Here is a 14,093-nt window from a genome sequence, read left to right as displayed (position 1 = left end):
ATAATTTTTAATTAACCTAACTATAGGTCTTATCATCTTGAAGACTTCATTCATGTTTTTTTTAATTTTTGCCCTTTCATCTAAAATTAAAGCTCAGAATTTCCTTCAGAAAGAAAATTTAATTCCTGTTTTAGAAAATATTTGGTTGACAGAACAAGCTCCTATTTCCAACAGGGATTCTTTAATGGATATTTATGGGCTTGATTCCAAAGAGGTTCAGGTGTATCAGGAAATTTACCGTGAAAAGCATGCTGTGAATGAACAAACCGTGACAGATTTCTTGGATCGTTTTGATTGGCCTCGCAAAGAATTGATTGGCCTCGGGGGAATTTGACAATTTGCAATGTACTCCAGCATTCTGATAATGAGGTTCGAATAGAATATTTACCATTGATGCGACAAGCGGTAAAAGATGGGAAATTGGAAGCTAGTTTACTGGTAAGAACTGAAGATAGAATTGCTACTGAAATGGGTGAATTGCATATAAATGGCGAGAAAATGAAATACTATCCAGAGACAAAAAGCTTTAATGTCTGGTCGGTTTTTGATCCAGCAAATATTGATAAAAAAAGAGCCGAAATAGGATTAGGGCCGATTGCTGAATATCTGAAAATCAGATTCAATTTCGAATGGAATTTGGAGGAACAGATCAAGCGAACGGAAGAATTTCTAAAAGAAAAACAACTCCAAGAGAATTAAACTTTTTCAATGAACTGTTGCCGGATCTAATAAGTCTGAAACTATTCAAAAGCATTCCTCTCATTTCCTGAAAACACTAACATCCACCTATGGTTTACAGATAAGTAAAGAGATGAAAATTGGAAAAAATAAATCTGGTTTGGCTTAAAAGAGACTTGCGAACGCAAGATCATAAACCCTTTCAAAAGGCTGAAAAAGCCGGTTTGCCTTATTTGATAATTTATCTTTTTGAACCTTCTTTAATCTCCCATCCCGATACTTCGGATCGTCATTTACAGTTTGCTTATCACAGTATTTTGGGGATGGATGCGGTTCTGAGTAAGTATCAAAGGAAGGTGGAAGTTTTCCATTCGGAATTTGAGAATGTACTCGATCGGATCAGTCAGGATTATGAAGTCAATCAAATTTTTAGCTACCAAGAAAGTGGGGTAGAAATTACTTGGAAGCGCGACATTAGAGTAAAGAAGCTGTTGGATGAAAAGGGGATCGAATGGAACGAATTTCAAAGAGATGGAATCCAACGAGGGATCAGGAATCGGCAGGGTTGGGATAAAAGTTGGTTTGTGAAAATGAATGAACCCATCATCCAGAATAACTATACTAAGAATGAACTTTCACCTCTAACTCATTCCATTGGCCTTAATAAAGACCTTAAGACCAAACTTGAAAATTATTCTGACTCTTTTCAGCCGGCAGGAGAAGAGAATGCCTGGAAATACCTGAAATCTTTTGTGGAAAAAAGAGGTGCTAAATATAGCTATCATATCTCAAAACCTACTGAAAGTAGAAAATCTTGTGGACGTATTTCTCCCTATCTTTCATGGGGAAATTTTAGCATTAAACAAGCCTATCAATTTGTGAAAAATCATGAGAACTTCAGTCTTCACAAGCGTTCTTTTGGAGGATTTCTTACAAGACTGAAATGGCATTGTCATTTTATCCAGAAATTCGAAGTGGAGTGTGAATACGAGCACACCTGCATCAATCGAGGCTATGAATTGCTGGAGCGGGAAGATCGTCCAGACTTATTAGAAGCTTGGAAAGAGGGGAGAACCGGCTTTCCCATGATAGATGCCAATATGCGATGTGTGATGGAGACAGGGTGGATCAACTTTCGAATGAGAGCTATGTTGGTATCCTTTCTTTGTCATCATCTGGATCAGGATTGGCGAAAGGGAGTTTATCACCTTGCCAAGCAATTTTTGGATTATGAACCCGGGATTCATTATCCCCAATTTCAGATGCAGGCAGGCACTACCGGGGTTAATACCATCAGAATGTATAATCCGGTAAAACAGTCTCAGGATCATGATCCAGAAGGTATATTCATAAAAAAATGGGTTCCGGAATTAATAAATGTACCAATCAACCATATTCATGAACCTTGGAAAATGACGGAAATGGATCAATCTTTTTGTGGGGTGAAAATCGGAATTGATTATCCTTTTCCAATTATCAATCTTGAGGAAAGTGCAAAAAAAGCCCGAAAGAAAATCTGGGGGCACAGAAGCATCGAAGCTGTAAAAAAAGAAAGCAAGAGGATCGTTGCTACCCACACAAGGAATTCTTAAGAATATATTTCCTGTAAAATTCACTCGAAAAATTTAGAAAGTGAAAAGTTTTTAAAAGCAATTCTCAAGTCGTTTTTTCTATTTTTCAATTTAAAAACTCATGATCAAATTAATTTATGATTATCCGCAATGATACCAATATGCTTAATTTCTTTGTTTGACTTGCTGGAAGACCGATGACGGAAGACCGGAGAACGATTTCTTTTCAATTTACCGAATTCTATGTCGCTTTAGATTATAACTGGGATAATAGCGGATATAGATATTAATTTTAAGCATTCTAGGAGGATAATTTGTTTAAAAGGATTACTTATAAGTCAAACAACAAAAAATGATTTTCTCAAAATCACCCTATTGTTTCAAATGTAGGATTCATACATTTTTTTCTTAAATAAATCCCCATCCTTGAAACGATAATTGTTTTAAATTAATAATTTAACCTAACCGTTGATTTTTTTAACCCAAAACCTAAAATGCCAAATACCATTAAACTCGCCGTTCTATTCTTGTTGATTAGTGTTACAAATGTGATAGCACAGGGAACTTACCCATATCAACCCAAAATTGAAGCCCGCTCTATCTCGCTAATTCAACAGGATCAGCTTCAATTTAAAGATCTCAATAAGAATAATAAACTAGATGTCTATGAAGATTGGAGACAGCCTTTAGATCATCGAATCGAAGATCTTCTTATGCAAATGACCTTGGATGAGAAAGTAGGAATGCTATTGATTAATACACTGAATGCTGAAGAATATGGTAAGGTTTCAGATCAGGCAGTAGATTTTATAGAAAATGAGAAAATGACAAGGTTCATTTTTAGAAATTCTGTAACTCAAAATCCAGTAAGAACCGGCGCAAGGAGTATTGGATTCAGAGGAGTTCAAATCACCCCCTACGAAGCAGCACAATTCATGAATTCTGTGCAGGAAATTGCTGAAAATACGAGGCTTGGAATTCCTCTTATGTTTAAGTCCAATGCCCGAAATCATATGGATTTCGATGCAAGGGCAGGAATAAATGTAGAATCAGGTGCATTTTCCTCATGGCCAAAAGAAGGTGGTCTGGCGGCAACTCAAGATCTAGAATTGATCGCCGACTTTGCGAAGATAATGGCTGAAGAATGGACTTCAATAGGTCTTAGGGGAATGTATGGTTACATGGCCGATCTTTCTACAGAACCAAGATGGTATCGGGTTCATGAGACTTTCACGGAAGACAGTAAACTTGCTTCTGATATTATTTCGGTCCTAATTAAAAACTTGCAAGGTGAGTCTTTGAGCTCAAAAAGTGTTGCTCTAACCATCAAACATTTCCCAGGAGGTGGCCCTCAAGAAGGTGGTGGGGATCCTCACTATGACTTTGGTAAAAACCAAGTCTATCCTGCAAATAATTTTGATTATCATCTTGCTCCTTTTAAGGCAGCAATCGAAGCAGGAGCTTCCTCGATATTGCCATATTACGGAATTCCAGTTGGGCAGCCATACCTTCCCAATAATGTTGGAATGGCCTTTTCAAAAGGGATTTTAACAGAACTCTTGAGAGAAAAACTTGGGTTTAAAGGGTATGTGAATTCAGATACTGGGATTATTGGAAATCGAGCTTGGGGTTTGGAAGATAAATCGATTGAGGAGCAGATACTGATTGCTTTAGACGCAGGAACGGACATATTATCAGGATTTAATGATAATAAACAACTTCTTGAATTGGTGAATACTGGAAAACTTTCAAAAGAAAAAGTGGAGCTTTCTGTAAGAAGGCTTCTAAAAGAACAATTTGAATTGGGATTATTTGAAAACCCGTTTGTAGATCCGAATCGTGCCGCATATCTCGTAGGAAATCCTTCCTTTCAAAAAAAGGCGGATTTAGCTCAAAGAAAATCGATCGTATTACTTCAGAATAAAAGTGTACTTCCTCTGGCTATCCCAGTCGGAAATGATTCCTTAAAACTATTGACGATGGGCGTTAATACAGAAATTTTCAAGGATCAAAAATGGAAAGGATTAAAGGCTATTTCGGGAGATTATGATAAATCTAAAGGGGAGCAATTGAAAGTTGTTGGTGAGGATGTAGATTATGCAATTATCAGAATTAACGTTTCAAATGATCCAAACGGGATGGAGCGTATGTTTGGCGGAGCTCAACCTGATGAATTGAATTTTTTGGCATTTTCTGATATGGCTAAATCCAACTCATGGAAAATTTCCCCTTCGTTGGAAGATATTCAGACTATTATGGAAAAGGTAGGTCCAGAAAAAACTATTTTGTCTATTGATTTTCGTCAGCCTTATGTGATAGATGAAGCAAGTAAATTTCTAGATACCGGAGTGATTTTGGCAACTTTTGGAGTCAGTGATGCGGCTGTTATGGATATTATTATGGGTAAGTTCAATCCAACAGGTAAACTTCCCTTTGCTTTGGCAAATAAACCAGAGGCTATAACTGCTCAAGATCCAGATGCTCCCGGATATCCAGAAAAGGACACACTATTTCCATTTGGGTTTGGTCTAAAGTATTGATTTATAGGTATTAAACCAATTAGAGTCATACCAAGTAAAAAGTTTGAATTACCCTAACTGATTGAAACTTACTTTAGCCCAAAATCTTCTCTGAAGTAATTGGCAAATCATTTACCCGTTTTCCGCTGGCCCGATAAACAGCATTCGCAATAGCAGCCCCTGTAGGAGGCATAGAAACCTCTCCGCCACCTTCTGCATTTTCATTGGGTCGATCGATCATTTCAACTTCCACTTCGGGAATTTCTGGGAATCGAAAAATTGGGTAATCATACCAGTCCTCGCTGCTGATTTTCTCTCCCGAAAACCTGACTTGTTCTTTTAAAGTCCAACTTGCAGCCTGGATCATTCCACCTTCGAATTGGTTTTTGATTCCGTCGAGATTAATGATTTGACCCACATCACCCACAGCCCACATTTTCTGGATATTCACTTTTCCTGTTTCCGGATCCACTTTTACTTTGGCAGCAATGCTACAATAGGCAGTATTGTTTTTATACCTGGAGAAAGCATAGCCGATTCCTTCTCCCTCTTTCACAGACTGTGATTGAGTTATATCTTTTAGTTTTTTAAGTGTTGCAATTGCTCTTTCATCTGTCAAATGAGCAATTCTGAATTCAATTGGATCTTTATCTCCCTTTTCTGCAAGTTCATCCATAAATGATTCGATAGCAAAAATGTTACTATAGGCACCCAAGCTTCTCAAAGAAGATACTCTGAGCGGACCTTCAAAAAAATATGCGTTTACCTGCATGTTTGGAAAATCATAGTAAGGATCGGCATTCCTATGACCGCCTCCCAAATAACCTCTTCCTTTTAGCTGAACAGGGTTTTCCAAATATCTTGTATCCAATAGCGTTGCTGGGTCAGAATCTGGCCGGAGGCTATGAGAATCAGTCCAAACATCAGATTTCCAGGCAGTGATTTTTCCTTGATCATCTAGACTAGCTTCCATCTCCATGATCATGGCAGTACCATAGGGTTCCCAGGTATGTTCATCATTTCTTGACCATTGCACTCGAATATGCTTTCCAGGATATTCTAAAGCGAGAATTGCTGCATCTGCCGCGGCATCATCCGCTGTGCTATGTCCAAAACATCCAGCTCCGGGAACCGAAATCACATGGATTTTACTTTCTTCCATTTTCAGCATTCCTGAGATGGCACGTCTCATAGGATAGATTCCCTGACTATGCGACCAAATATGAAGCGTCTCTCCATCATATTTTGCAATGCCGCATGCTGGACCAATCGATCCATGCATAATATAGGGTTTCGTGTATTTAGCTTTGATTGTATTTTTGCTAGAAAATTCAGAGGAAACGATTCCTTCCTCTCTGACGTTTCTTGCAGGATCAGCAATTGATTTTATATGATCAAATAGATTTTTTTCTTCAGGAAATTCTGTGCCGCTGCTCCATTTTGCTTTCCTTCTCAAAAAGTTTTCTGCTTGGATTGCTTGATATTCTCTTTCGGCAATCACTCCGACAAAACTCCCATTGATATGGGTTTTTAGGACGCCTGAAACTTGTGAGGTTAGATCTGATTGATCTATACTAAGCAATTTCGCCTGATAGCTTGCTGGGCGAAGTACTCGCGCATGAACCATTCCGGGGAAACGAAGATCTTGAATGTAGATCGCTTCCCCTCTTACCATTTTAGGAATATCTTTCCGGTGAATGGACTTCCCCACATAGCGGTATTCGGTATTTATTTTTACTGGGACAGGCCTCGTTACTTCCAAATCTATTTGTGCCCCTTCCAAAATTTCAGCGAAGTTCAGACTTTGATTTCCATTCTTACTTTTCACTTTTCCACCATAAAGAATCAGGTTTTCGATGGAGGTTTTAAGTTTGTCACTTGCTAGTTCTAATAATTTCTGCCTTGCTGTCGCTGCTGCATAACGAACCGACATGGCACTGTTTGGTACCGATCCACTTCCGGCAGTATAACCTTCGTCAGGGGTAACTCCTGTTTCTGCCAAATGAACTTCCACTTGATCCAATTCAAGATCCAATTCCTCAGCAGCCACTTGACAAATAGCCATTCGGATTCCTTGTCCTAATTCAACTTTTCCTGAAAAAACAAGTACCCTGCCATTTTCCAATACTTGAAGCCATGCATTTACTTTGCTCGCATTTCGCATACTTCCAGGTAAATTCCCATCATAGTTTATCCGGGCAGCTATTTTTTGATCCTGCTCTGCAAAACAAGAACTCAACAATGGAAACCCCACGCTGATGTACCCTATATTTCTTAGAAACTTTCTTCTGGATGTTTTAGGTAATTCAATCATGGGTTAAAGATTTTTTGCAGCTGATTTTACCGCCTTAAGAATTCTGGAATGTGCACTGCAACGACAAAGGTTTAACTCCAAGCCCTCACGGATTTCAGAATCGTTGGGATTGGGATTTTTACGAAGTAAGCTTACTGATGCGATCACCATCCCATTCAAACAATAGCCACATTGGGCAGCTTGCTCTTGCACAAAAGCTTCCTGAACAGGATGGAGTTTTTCATTATTATCGGCCAATCCTTCAAGAGTTATGATCTTGGAGTCTCTGATGCTGCCAACAGGTCTGACGCAAGAAGTTTCTGCCACCCCATCAATTAAGACCATACATGCTCCACATTGGGAAAGACCGCATCCGAACTTAGGGCCATTGAGTTCGAGATAATCACGAAGTACATATAGGAGCGGAGTATCGGCTTCAGTTTCAACTGATTTCTGCGATCCGTTGATATGGAGATTGTATTTGGGCATGGGATTTACTTTAATTTCTAAGATAAGGATTTGAAGACTGATTTCGAATGCCGTTGATCAAACCGATATTAATTTTGTAAACTGAATATTGGTAAAAGCTGTTTTTTCCTTGCTCACCCTAGCAATCCATTTTACCTTTAACTCTTGGTTTTACCCTCTTTTATTTAATCCTCTTATTCCATCAAAACTATGAACCAAAAATCTTTTTGGCTGGTGCTGATTGCTTTTGTCATCACTTTTGGAGCTAAAGCTCAAAATACACTGCACCCTACTTCTTCTGAATACCAATATCCTACCGATCCCAAGGTAGTTGAGAAACTAGAACATTGGCGTGATCAGAAATTCGGAATCTTGATTCACTGGGGTATTTATGCCGTACCTGGAATTGTAGAGTCTTGGAGCATTGTCAATGAAGATTGGATCAACAGAAGAGATACTACTCAGAGCTATGAGGATTACAAAAAATGGTACTGGGGATTAAGTGAAAAGTTTAATCCCACCGGATTTGACCCAAGTCAGTGGGCTGATGCAGCGGCCAAAGCCGGGATGAAATATGTGGTTTTTACGACCAAACACCATGATGGATTCAATATGTTTGACACCCAGTTTACGGATTACAAAATCTCCAATGGACCTTTTGCAAACAATCCAAAAGCAGATGTAGCCAAGTATGTTTTTGAAGCTTTCCGGGCAAAAGACATGATGATAGGAGCATATTATTCAAAACCGGATTGGCATTCGCAGTATTACTGGTGGGATTACCGAGCAACACCTGATCGAAATGTCAATTATGATATCCGAAAACATCCTTGGAGATGGAATCAATATGTACAGTTTACCCATAATCAATTGAATGAAATCACCACGAATTATGGGAATATCGATATCCTATGGCTAGATGGGGGATGGGTTAGACCAAAATCTACGGTGAATGAGGAAGTGTTGAGTTGGGGTGCTCCAATCCCTGAATTCAGCCAGGAAATAGATATGCCTAAAGTGGCTGAAATGGTGAGAGAAAATCAGGAAGGAATCCTCATTGTGGACCGGACAGTTCATGGTCCTTTTGAAAACTATAGAACTCCAGAGCAAGGAATTCCACCAACCATGTCTCCAAATCCTTGGGAGAGTTGCATCACCTTGGGTGGAGCTTGGGGCTTTGTACCAAATGATAAATTCAAGCCTTCCAGAAAGGTGATTCACTTGCTGATTGAGATTGTGGCAAAAGGAGGAAACTTATTACTGGGTGTTGGGCCAACTGCAGATGGTCTATTCTTGCCTGAGCAAGTTTCGAGATTGGAAGAAATCGGAGCTTGGCTGGAATTGAATGGAAAAGGAATTTATGAAACTAGAGCTATTGAAAATTTCAAAGATGAAAAGCTATATTTCACTCAAGGAAAAGAAAAGGAAATGTATGCACTCTTGCCGTTAGAAGAAGGGGAGAAACTTGCTGAGACTATTTCTTGGACAGTTAATGCCCCAAAAAAGGAAAGCAAGATTTACGTATTAGGGGAGAAGCAATCTCTTCGATGGAAAACCGAAAATGGAAAAACAATCGTCTCAATTCCTAAGAGCATCCAAAACAAGTTGGCGGATTCTCCGGCAATTGTATTGAAATACCAGATGGAATAAAGGTCAACTAGATATTGAATCTTCTTGAGACAAAAATTTGCCACCGGTGAAATAAAGTCGTTCCACTCCTGAGATATGCTTTGCGGGATAGTATCTTAGCTTTAGCCTTATCTTTTTATTCTACCCGAAGGGCTCTTTCAATTTTTAAAGATTTTGGCTCAAAAAATCATTCCATAATGACTAATAGGTATTCTTTCAGAAATAATATCGATTTTGAAGCTACTATGAAAAACCGTCAAAATAACCTTCGAGGAGTATATACTCTGATTTTTTTATTGGGATTTATATCCATTTCATTTGCCCAAGAGGAAAAAAATCTAAAATGGTGGAATCCTTCTCAAAGTGAATTCCCAGTGATTGCAGGTCAGGCCTGGGCCGATGAAGTTCCGTCCATCTACCATAGATTACCGGCTCGGGCGGAAACAGAAGTTAGAGAAGCGGTTTGGAACCTTTCCAAACAATCTGCGGGGCTCTCTATCCGCTTCTGGAGCAATGCTGATTCAATTACAGTAAAATATAATGTGACAAGAGGAGTTTCCATGCCTCATATGCCTGCTACAGGAGTGAGTGGTTTGGATTTGTACAGCAAATCATATGATGGAGAATGGCTTCGGTCTTGGGGGAAGTATTCCATCAACAAAGAATCTGAATACATTTTTGTAATCAATGAGGATTCGCCTAAATACGCGAAGTATGGCCGGGAGTACCAATTGTTTTTGCCCCTTTATAATGAGGTGGAAAATTTGGAAATCGGGGTAGGAGAAGATTCATTTTTTGAGGTTTTGCCAGTTAGAAAAGAGAAACCGATTGTTGCCTATGGAACTTCCATATGTCAAGGAGCATGCGCATCAAGACCCGGAATGGCTTGGACAAATATTTTGGAAAGGAATTTGGAAAGACCAGTCCTAAATCTTGGCTTTTCTGGAAATGGTAGAATGGAACCGGAAGTTCTTGAATTGCTAACTGAGCTAGATGCAAAGGTTTACATTTTGGATTGCCTTCCAAATTTAAGTCCAGATCGGGATGACGTCTATAATCTGACCTTGAATGCAGTTCGACAGCTAAAAGCGAAAAGACCAAATGTGCCGATAATTTTGACGGAGCATGTTGGCTACGCGGATGCTTTCACGAATATTAAAAATTCGGATCATGTGAAAAGGCTGAATGAGCAGTATAAAAAGGCTTTTTTGGAGTTGAAAGCTGAGGGAGTAACTGGTATTTTCTTATTGGAAAAAGAGGCCTTGGGATTGGGTTTTGATTCCTTTGTAGATATCATCCATCCGAATGATTTCGGAATGATTCAATATGCGGATGCCTACGAAAAGCTCATTCTTGATGTTTTGAGTGAGGAAAAAGGAACTATTCCTACTACGATTCCCACCAGCCAAAGCAGAGATATTGCGGTGTATAAATGGGAGGAAAGACATCAGGAGATTTTAAAAATGAATCAGGACAAAGCGCCTGAAATTTTGGTTTTCGGAAATTCCATTGTGAATTTTTGGGGAGGAGAACCTATTTCAAAAGCAGTGAATGGCCAGAAATCTTGGGAAGAAATGCTGAAACCTGCTGGAGTCCGAAATTTCGGTTTCGGATGGGATAGGGTAGAAAATGTACTTTGGAGAATCTATCATGATGAACTCGATGGTTTTAATGCCAAGCAAATTGTTTTGATGATCGGAACAAATAATCTAGGTCTGAATAGTGACGAGGAAATCGTGAAAGGCTTAGAAAATCTGATCCATGAAATTAGAGAAAGACAACCAAAAACAGAGATTTTGATGGTTGGGATTCTGCCTAGACGGGGGATGGAAAAGGAAGTAAATCAAATCAATCTCAAAATCTCTCAGATGGCAGATTTGGCAAATGCAGCTTATGTGGAAGTAGGGAAAGGTTTGGTAGGTGAGGATGGTAAGTTAAATGAAGGCCTTTTTTCGGATGGTCTTCATCCCAATGAAGAAGGTTATCAGTTAATAGCAAAAGCACTTTTACCTGCCTTAAAAAAGTAAGAGAAGAGAATTAAAAGATAAAGGCCGAGTTTACTCGGCCTTTATCTTTTATGAAACACTTCCTTGACAACTGCTTCCTGCGCCAGCAGTACATCCATAACAATGCTGGCTGATGGCAATCTCTCGATTTTGGAGTTCGGATTCCTGATAATCAGAAATATGTTTGACCTTACTTTTCACTGGAAGTTCCAGCATTTGATTGAAATCACAATCATATAAATACCCATCCCAACTTACAGAGAGTGTATTGGTGCACATGACATTGGCGACCGTAGCAGGATTATAGGCTTCCACCAAGGCATACATGTAATCCTCATAGTTATCAGAAGCAATCAAATAATCCAGAAATCTACTGATCGGTAGATTGACAATGGCAAATAAGTTATTGAATTGGATTCCGAAATCTTCTTTTAAAGCATGTTTAAAATCAGCTTCCAAAGAACTTTGGGAAGCGGGCAAAAATGCACCGGAAGGATTGTAAACCAAATCCAATTTGAGGCCACTTCCTTCTATTCCATAACCTATTTCATTCAAACTTTTCAGGGATTCAATGGATTGATCAAAGACCCCATTTCCTCTCTGAGAATCTGTTTTTCCTTTTGTCCAATGAGGCATAGAACTTACCACATGGATGTTATGCTTTTTGAAAAACTCCGGAAGATCATGGTATTTCTTATTTGATCTGATAATTGTAAGATTGGATCGGACAATAAAATCTTTTACTCCGATTTTACTTGCTTCTTCCACAAACCATCTGAAATTCGGATTCATTTCTGGTGCACCACCCGTTAGATCAAGAGTATGTGCAGAAGTGTTTTTGATTACTTTCAGACATTGCTCCATGGTCTCCCGTGTCATGATTTCTTTGCGATCCGGTCCTGCATCCACATGGCAATGCTTACAGACTTGATTGCACATGTAGCCCACATTGATCTGAAGAATTTCCAATGTTTTTGGTCGAAGAGGAAATTGATCAGATTCTGAGATCTTTTGTTTAAAAGTAGGTAGATCACCTTCTTCAAAAAGTCCATTGGATAAAATCTCCAACTGCTTTTCGCTTTTGGCTAAAGTGCTTTCCCTACGCTTTAAGGATTGAATCATCATTTACATTTCCAATTTGTTCACTTTATTCATCATTTGTACGCCATGAACTAGCGAAGCTCCACCTCGGATTGCAGCAGCTACATGAAGTGCTTCCATCATTTCGCCCTTGGTAATTCCTCTCGTCAAACCATCTCCGGTATAAGCGTCTATGCAATAAGGACATTGTATGGTATGTGCTACCGCTAATGCGATCAGGGACTTTTCTCTTGCGGTCAATTCACCTTCTGCGAAAACGCTGTTATAGTAATCGAAAAACTTATTTCCCAGTTCCTCATTCCATTCTGTAATTTTTCCGAATTTCTTTAAATCTGCTGGATCGTAATATGTTTTTTGCATGATGTATGGTAGCTTGGTATTGTTTGAATAAGTTATTTGTTTCTATAATATTTAAGCAAAATAAACTCACGTAATAGCTCAATTGTCTTCTGCGTGTCTTTATTGTAAATCTTCTATTTACATGGTTGCAATAAGATATTTCTCAAAATGGTTCATGAGATTAAAGAACATACGAAGAAAATTGATAGTTGGACTTTTGCGAATGTTGAGGGTGATTACTAGGATAAATACTACTTATCGATTGATTTGTTTAAATAACTATTAGCTATGGAGCTGGTTAGACATGCGAATATCCAGACCGATTTCGATGGAGTTTGGAAGATTTTTTCTAGAGTGATTCAATCTGGTGATACTTACGTATTTGAACCGGAGACCCCTAAGGAAAAACTTAAGGATTATTGGTTTGCGGAATTCATGGATACCTTCGTAATTGAAGGTGATTTTGGGGAAATAATAGCAACTTACATCATCAAACCCAATCAAATTGGCTTAGGAAGTCATATTGCTAATTGCGGCTATATGGTTCATCCGGATCATCAGGGAAAGGGTTTGGGAACAATATTATGTGAGCATTCCATCTCTTATGCAAAAGAAAAAGGCTACAAAGGAATTCAATTTAATATTGTGGTCAGTACTAATTCTGCGGCAGTTCATCTGTGGGAAAAATTTGGTTTTGAAATAATAGGGAACACTCCAGGTGGATTTCGGCATTCTACATTAGGCTTTGTAGATACCTATATTATGTTCAAAAGTTTTACCTAGGATTAAGGTTCAGAAAAAAATTAATAATAAATATTATTCTAAATAGAAATGCTTCAAAGTCAAAAACATCTTTTTAATCTAAATCCAGAAGTTCATTATTTAAACAATGCTTACCGTGCTCCTTTTTTGAAAAGCTCCGAGGAAGCAGGCATTCATTCGATTATCAAACAAAGAAACCCTTTTGAATTTACCCCAGATGATTTTTTCGATGGAGTGATGGATGTGAGAAATTCTTTTGGTCAGCTGGTAAACTGTGAAGCTAAGGAAGTCGCTGTTGTCCCATCAACTTCTTATGGTTTTACATCAGTTTTGAATAATGTGCCGGGAGGAAAAGGGAAGAAGGCACTTGTAGTAAAAGACGAGTTTCCGAGTGGCTATTTTGCTATGGAAAGATGGGCGAAGGAGAATGATTCCGAATTGGTAATAATTAGTCCAGATTCATCAATAGCTCAAAAAGGCGCAAGTTGGAATGAAAGAATTATTGAAGCAATTGATCAGGATACAGCCGTTATATTGATTTCCTCTATTCATTGGATGAGTGGAGTCAAATTCAATTTGAAAGAAATTGGAGAAAGATGCCAAGAAGTTGGAGCTTATTTCATCGTGGATGGGACACAATCCGTTGGAGCCATGCCGATGGATGTCAAAGAGTTTAAGATCGACGCATTGATTTGCGCTGCCTATAAGTGGCTTTTGGGACCCTATT

General features: G+C 38.7%; 12 protein-coding genes. 8 read left to right on the top strand and 4 right to left on the bottom strand.

Going from position 1 to position 14,093, the window contains the following annotated elements; translation table 11 throughout:
• The first annotated feature begins 52 nt into the window (after window positions 1-52).
• From Q0L68_RS08970 to Q0L68_RS08955, 4 genes are all read left to right on the top strand, one after another.
• Complete coding sequence (locus Q0L68_RS08970; protein WP_296701907.1) at window positions 53-334, top strand: hypothetical protein; 282 nt, start codon at window positions 53-55, stop codon at window positions 332-334.
• Window positions 331-699 (top strand): DUF6624 domain-containing protein, encoded by a 369-nt coding sequence (locus Q0L68_RS08965; RefSeq protein ID WP_296701905.1) that lies wholly within the window; start codon window positions 331-333, stop codon window positions 697-699. Before Q0L68_RS08970 ends, Q0L68_RS08965 begins: the two co-directional genes overlap by 4 nt.
• 119 nt (window positions 700-818) lie before the next feature.
• Window positions 819-2,270, top strand: a complete 1,452-nt coding sequence (locus Q0L68_RS08960; RefSeq protein WP_296701903.1) for a cryptochrome/deoxyribodipyrimidine photo-lyase family protein — start codon at window positions 819-821, stop codon at window positions 2,268-2,270.
• A gap of 473 nt (window positions 2,271-2,743) precedes the next feature.
• Window positions 2,744-4,789: a glycoside hydrolase family 3 N-terminal domain-containing protein gene (locus Q0L68_RS08955; RefSeq protein WP_296701901.1), complete on the top strand. Its 2,046-nt coding sequence runs from the start codon at window positions 2,744-2,746 to the stop codon at window positions 4,787-4,789.
• A gap of 73 nt (window positions 4,790-4,862) precedes the next feature.
• On the opposite strand, the gene Q0L68_RS08950 is transcribed toward Q0L68_RS08955, so the two are convergent.
• Together Q0L68_RS08950 and Q0L68_RS08945 are read right to left on the bottom strand one after the other, a co-directional pair.
• Window positions 4,863-7,082: a molybdopterin cofactor-binding domain-containing protein gene (locus Q0L68_RS08950; RefSeq protein WP_296701898.1), complete on the bottom strand. Its 2,220-nt coding sequence runs from the start codon at window positions 7,080-7,082 to the stop codon at window positions 4,863-4,865.
• Window positions 7,083-7,085: 3 nt separating this feature from the next.
• Window positions 7,086-7,550, bottom strand: coding sequence for a (2Fe-2S)-binding protein (locus Q0L68_RS08945; protein WP_296701895.1), 465 nt, complete (start codon window positions 7,548-7,550; stop codon window positions 7,086-7,088).
• A gap of 189 nt (window positions 7,551-7,739) precedes the next feature.
• Here Q0L68_RS08945 and Q0L68_RS08940 point away from each other — a divergent pair, with 189 nt between their 5' ends.
• Both Q0L68_RS08940 and Q0L68_RS08935 read left to right on the top strand, forming a co-directional pair.
• Window positions 7,740-9,179: an alpha-L-fucosidase gene (locus tag Q0L68_RS08940; RefSeq protein WP_296701892.1), complete on the top strand. Its 1,440-nt coding sequence runs from the start codon at window positions 7,740-7,742 to the stop codon at window positions 9,177-9,179.
• A 176-nt stretch (window positions 9,180-9,355) separates the two neighbouring features.
• Window positions 9,356-11,185 (top strand): SGNH/GDSL hydrolase family protein, encoded by a 1,830-nt coding sequence (locus Q0L68_RS08935; protein WP_296701890.1) that lies wholly within the window; start codon window positions 9,356-9,358, stop codon window positions 11,183-11,185.
• Window positions 11,186-11,233: 48 nt separating this feature from the next.
• Here the strand turns inward: Q0L68_RS08935 and arsS are convergent, their stop codons facing one another.
• Together arsS and Q0L68_RS08925 are read right to left on the bottom strand one after the other, a co-directional pair.
• On the bottom strand, window positions 11,234-12,286 hold the full coding sequence (gene arsS / locus Q0L68_RS08930; RefSeq protein ID WP_296701887.1) for an arsenosugar biosynthesis radical SAM (seleno)protein ArsS: 1,053 nt from the start codon (window positions 12,284-12,286) through the stop codon (window positions 11,234-11,236).
• Between the two features lie 3 nt (window positions 12,287-12,289).
• A complete protein-coding gene (locus Q0L68_RS08925; protein ID WP_296701884.1) occupies window positions 12,290-12,625 on the bottom strand; it encodes an arsenosugar biosynthesis-associated peroxidase-like protein in 336 nt (111 codons plus the stop codon).
• Window positions 12,626-12,892: 267 nt separating this feature from the next.
• On the opposite strand from Q0L68_RS08925, the gene Q0L68_RS08920 reads away from it, so the two are divergent.
• On the top strand, window positions 12,893-13,387 hold the full coding sequence (locus Q0L68_RS08920) for a GNAT family N-acetyltransferase (RefSeq protein WP_296701882.1): 495 nt from the start codon (window positions 12,893-12,895) through the stop codon (window positions 13,385-13,387).
• Between the two features lie 48 nt (window positions 13,388-13,435).
• Window positions 13,436-14,093: aminotransferase class V-fold PLP-dependent enzyme (locus Q0L68_RS08915; protein ID WP_296701879.1), on the top strand; the 658-nt coding region annotated here is incomplete at its 3' end.

This window comes from Algoriphagus sp. (assembly GCF_024642405.1).
Lineage (GTDB): Bacteria > Bacteroidota > Bacteroidia > Cytophagales > Cyclobacteriaceae > Algoriphagus.
This window is presented reverse-complemented; position numbering and strand designations above follow the sequence as displayed.